The organism is Streptococcus sp. 27098_8_73 (assembly GCF_041432495.1).
GTDB lineage: Bacteria > Bacillota > Bacilli > Lactobacillales > Streptococcaceae > Streptococcus.
In genome coordinates, this window is sequence record NZ_JAPVZT010000022.1 from 1 (window position 1) to 4,819 (window position 4,819).

Here is a 4,819-nt window from a genome sequence, read left to right on the forward strand (position 1 = left end):
GCCCTTTATTTGTGCACTCTTTTTTGTGTATAACAGAAAAATTTTGATAAATATTTAGAAGATAAATAATGTGTCGCAATGCTCCAAATGGTTAGTTTTCTAAGTGTAAGCTTGTTCTTAGGCAGGGCATTATTCCTTTACTAAAGGTAAAGAAATGGTGACTTTTAAGCCTGGATGATTGTCTAAAAAAACAATTTCACCTTGATGTAATTTAATAATTTGTTTGGTGATAACCGTTCCCATACCATGTGATTCATAATTAGTTGATTTCTGATTTAGCTCAGTAATTTTTTGAGCTGTAATATCTCCTTGATCCGCAATGACGATGAGCACTTTATTATCAGATAATTGATAAGTCAGATCAATCTGGTTAGAGCCGCTGTGCATAATACTATTAAGCAAGAGATTTCTAAAAGCTCTTGCTAATAAAGTTACCTCTCCTTTTACCAACACTGTCTCGGTAGGCAAATCAAAATGAAGTGTAATTGTTTCATAATTATTCAATATATCGGCAATTACTGTTCGTAGGACAGCAACCAAATCAAGATTGGAAAATTCGGAGCGACGCTTTTGGTTATCCAATAAGTAGCTCATATTGAGATTAGAAATCATTTCTTTCATAGTTTGAATCTGATTTTCAATTTCCTCTGTCTGCTTTCCTCTGCCATATTGCTGCTCTAACTGACTGTTATAACCTGATATGAGCATAAGAGGATTGCGTAAATCATGACTGACCCCTCTAATCCATTGCTCTTTCATCGTGTTGCTTTCTTCCAAAATATGAGATGTTTCATTGAGAGCTGTCTTAATTTCAGAGAAATTTCCCTTTTCATTAAGAGCGATATTTTGACCTTGGGATAAAGAAGTGACAGCAGTAATAATCGGCTCCATCTCCTTTTTGATACGCAACTTTGATCGGCTCAAAAGAATAAAAATAAGTAAAAGAATGATACCCAAGAAAACAAGTCCCAAACTGAGAAAATTCCTAATAAATTGCGTATTAGCATAGAAATTAAATTTTGCTAAGGAATGCTTTTTAGGATAGCCCAAAACTAAAATTTGCTGACCACGTACATAGGAGAAAACAGGGTAATCTTCTAAATACCAATGTGAAAATTTAACCATATCAGCATTGGTATAATGTCTTTTGAGTCCTTTAGGTAAATGATAAGATTGGACAATATTGCCATCTTGATTCAGTACCATAGCCCAAGTATTTTGTTTATCCATTTCAATTTTGCTGCTTTTATCAAAATTGAAATTATTCTCTTGACTCGATTGAGCGATTTTAGTGTAAAGTAGTTCCGGTTTTTCCTTTCCATAGAAACTAAAATAGGCTGAGAAAACCAAACCATAAACAAAAACAAGTCCTATGATTAAAGCCAAGATTAATAGAACATACCTGGTAAATAACTTAGTAAAAAATTTAACGGTATCCATTTAATTCACCTTTAGTTTGTAACCCAAACCTTTAACCGTTATTAAGCTTTCTGGTTTAGAAGGATTGGCTTCAATCTTTTGTCGAATCTTGCGAATATGAGCCATTAGGGTATTATCATAGCCTTGGTATTGTAATCCCCAGACCTTTTCTAAGAGTTGGTCAAAAGTGACAATGCGATTCTTATTATCATATAAGACCTTAAGAATACTATATTCCTTAGCTGTCAGCTGAATCTCTAGTTTTCCTTTGGTAATCAAGGCTTGGCTAAAATGCACCTGGCAAGCAGGCAAAACAAAGGTATCTTCCTTTTCGGGATAGGCTCTTTTTAAGATGGAAAGAATACGCAACTCCAAATCTCTTGGGCGGAAAGGCTTGATAATATAGTCATCTGCTCCTAACTCAAAGCCCTGATATTGTTTTTCTATATCGGAGATTGCCGACAAAAACAAAACAGGAACCGTTGAAGTCTTACGGATACCTTTTAAAACTTCAAATCCTGATCCTTCATGCAGCATAATATCTAAAATAACTAAATCAAAGGATTTTTTTCTAAATTGCTCCAAAGCTTCTTTTTGTGATTGTACACTTGTTAGATTGCTAAAACCAGCAATGTTCAATGACTCTTGCACCATTTCTAAAATTTCTGGGTTATCGTCTAAAATTAAGATCTTCTTTTCTTTATAATTCATACTATTACCTCAACAAGACTAGTATAACACATTGCTTCCTTGGTCAAGGACTTTAAAGTAAAAATTAAGGAAGAATTAAGGTAATCAACAGGTTAAAATAAAGGAGGTTCATTATAATGAAAATAGCGAAAGGATACAACATCACTCTAAGATTTTTAAAGGAGAAAACAAATGAACAATTATATCGTTGAAACCAACCAATTAAGTAAGGATTTTTCAGGTGAAGTAGCCGTTAATCAGCTCTCTATTCATATTAGAAAAAATGAAATTTATGGTTTTTTGGGACCAAATGGTGCTGGTAAGAGTACTGCTATGAAAATGCTTTTAGGATTGTTGCAACCAAGCCATGGTTCCATTAAGCTCTTTGGAAAAACCTTTAATAGCAATCAAATATCACTCCTCTCAAATGTAGGTTCCCTCATTGAAGAGCCCTCTTACTATGCTAATTTGACCGGTTATGAAAATCTTGAAATTATCCAAAAATTGCTTAAATTACCAAAAAGAAATATTGATGAAGTCTTAAAGATTGTCAGACTTTTCGATCAAAAAGACAAGCTAGTTAAAAACTATTCACTAGGCATGAAACAACGTTTAGGAATTGCGTTAGCTATTGTTAAATTTCCTAAATTACTGATTTTGGATGAGCCAACTAATGGTTTAGACCCTGCCGGTATTCAAGAAATTCGTGAGCTTATCAAGTCTTTACCACAAAAATACGATATGACTATCATCGTTTCTAGCCATATTCTTTCAGAAATTGAACAGATGGCTACAACTGTTGGCATTATCAATCATGGTCAATTACTTTTTGAAGGCCACCTATCTGACCTTGAAGAAGATGAAAAATATCTGTTTGAGACCAGTGATGATGTAACTGCTAAAAGAATACTAATGTTCAATGGTTTTAATTTGGATGATGACCCAAAATTGATTATCAACGATAACAATAAAGTTAATATAGCCACTGCTATTCGACTCTTAGTTGAAAATAATGTTGATATTTATCAAGTTCGTATGATTCGTCGATCGCTGGAAGATGTTTTCCTTGATATGACAGGACGGGAAGGAAGTGTCTTGTAATGCTGAATTTACAATTAGAATTTATCAAACTAAAAAGACGGTCTTTCTTGTTATCTTTGATTGCTATTGTAGCAGTGGGCTTGATTTGGAGTAGCGTTGTTATCAAATATGAATTACCTAAAACACATGAGGCCTATAATGCCATTTATACCATGACTTACTTGAATGATTTTATTTTGCCACTTTTCATTGCAGTTTTAGCGTCTAGACTACTGGAATTGGAACATCTAGGCAAAACTTTTAAACTCTTGCAAACCAGTAACGAAAGTCCTTGGCAACTTTTTAAAGCTAAATTGACTGTGATGGCTATTTTTGCCTTTGTTGTCAGTTTGATTCAAACGCTTTTTCTGAAATTTATTATTCAAGGCATGCAGGTCAGTGTGACACCTGTTTCATTGAGTCTCTTTTTGTTCACAACTTTTTTGGTTTGTCTCTTTCTGTCTTGTTTACATCTTTGCTTAGCTTTTATCTATCCAAAGCCAAGTGTGACAGTAGTAACAGGCTTAATTGGTTCCTTCCTGTCATTTGTAGGTATCGGTGCGTTACCAGTTCCTATTCGTATTTTCATTCCTTGGCAATATTTCTCTATGATGGGAATCGCTAAACGGGTGGCTGGAACTAACACTTATCTTTTTCAATACGATAATGCTTATCCCTTTAAATTAGTCGTATTATTGCTTATCATTTTTTTAAGCATCTTTGCCAGTAAAAAACTCATTGGAAAGGCGGATCTATTATGATTACTTTTGAATTTAAAAAAATCAAAAAAAGTGCTATTCCGATAACGCTAATCTTCTTTAACCTTGTTGGGTCCTTATTGGGAGCAATGATTTACGCTCTCAATCAAAAGGTGCTCCTAGATGGTACACAAGCTCGCGTCCTTTGGGGACAAACAGTTTTCTATTCCTCGCAGGTATTTACTCCTATTCTGATCGGGATTATCTGTTCCATCAGTTGTCAATTCGAGGAAAGTAATAAAAACTGGCAGCGCTTATTAAGTATTCCGGTTAAGGCCAATCGTATCATTTTATCAAAAATCACCAGCTTATCACTAGTCATGGCTATTAGTCAACTGATAGTTCTTCTCTTATATATTATCAGCGCTTTGGTTTTGAAGGTACCTTTTGCAAATTATCTACTGGACTTTTTGCTTTGGTCTATCACAGGTTGGCTAGCAACCATTACTATTGTCACCATTCAAATTTTTCTTAGTATTCGCTTAAAAAATTTCGCAGTGCCTATTCTTATATCAGCTATTTTGGCTATAGCAGGGCTTATGACCCTCTTTATTGGACAAGGTCTTTTTAGAATTTTCCCTTATGCTCAGATTGCTGTTGGTGATCGAGCTCGTTCCTTAGTCCCTTTTACCTTATCTGAATTTATCCTTTTCTTAGTTGTCAATGGTGCTTATATTTTTGTCTTCTATACCTTAGCAGTTAGACAGCTTAAAAAGGGATTTATTTAATCTCATTTATAGTGAAAAACATGAAAAAAGCAAAGAACTATCGTAATTGTTATACAATTAATGATCAGCAAATAAAAAGTGTAGAGATTTAATAAGGATATATCATAAACCAGTTTCGTATGAGACTGGTTTACTTTTTTAGGC

Annotated in this window: 5 protein-coding genes; 3 read left to right on the forward strand and 2 right to left on the reverse strand. The window is 34.1% G+C overall.

All coding sequences use genetic code 11. The features are described from left to right. Positions 1 to 129: 129 nt before the first annotated feature. Both O3651_RS10020 and O3651_RS10025 read right to left on the reverse strand, forming a co-directional pair. A complete protein-coding gene (locus O3651_RS10020) occupies positions 130 to 1,440 on the reverse strand; it encodes a sensor histidine kinase KdpD (protein ID WP_125390869.1) in 1,311 nt (436 codons plus the stop codon). Next, a complete protein-coding gene (locus tag O3651_RS10025; protein ID WP_371610327.1) occupies positions 1,441 to 2,130 on the reverse strand; it encodes a response regulator transcription factor in 690 nt (229 codons plus the stop codon). It lies immediately after the preceding gene. Between the two features lie 171 nt (positions 2,131 to 2,301). Here O3651_RS10025 and O3651_RS10030 point away from each other — a divergent pair, with 171 nt between their 5' ends. From O3651_RS10030 to O3651_RS10040, 3 genes are read left to right on the forward strand one after another with little or no spacing between them, the layout of a single operon-like run. Beyond that, complete coding sequence (locus O3651_RS10030) at positions 2,302 to 3,210, forward strand: ABC transporter ATP-binding protein (RefSeq protein ID WP_008809655.1); 909 nt, start codon at positions 2,302 to 2,304, stop codon at positions 3,208 to 3,210. Next, positions 3,210 to 3,950 carry an ABC transporter permease gene (locus tag O3651_RS10035; protein WP_045498958.1) on the forward strand — a complete coding sequence of 247 codons (741 nt, stop codon included), beginning with the start codon at positions 3,210 to 3,212 and terminating at the stop codon, positions 3,948 to 3,950. The genes O3651_RS10030 and O3651_RS10035 overlap by 1 nt, the downstream gene beginning before the upstream one ends. Next, on the forward strand, positions 3,947 to 4,675 hold the full coding sequence (locus O3651_RS10040; RefSeq protein ID WP_371610328.1) for an ABC transporter permease: 729 nt from the start codon (positions 3,947 to 3,949) through the stop codon (positions 4,673 to 4,675). Before O3651_RS10035 ends, O3651_RS10040 begins: the two co-directional genes overlap by 4 nt. Positions 4,676 to 4,819: the final 144 nt, after the last annotated feature.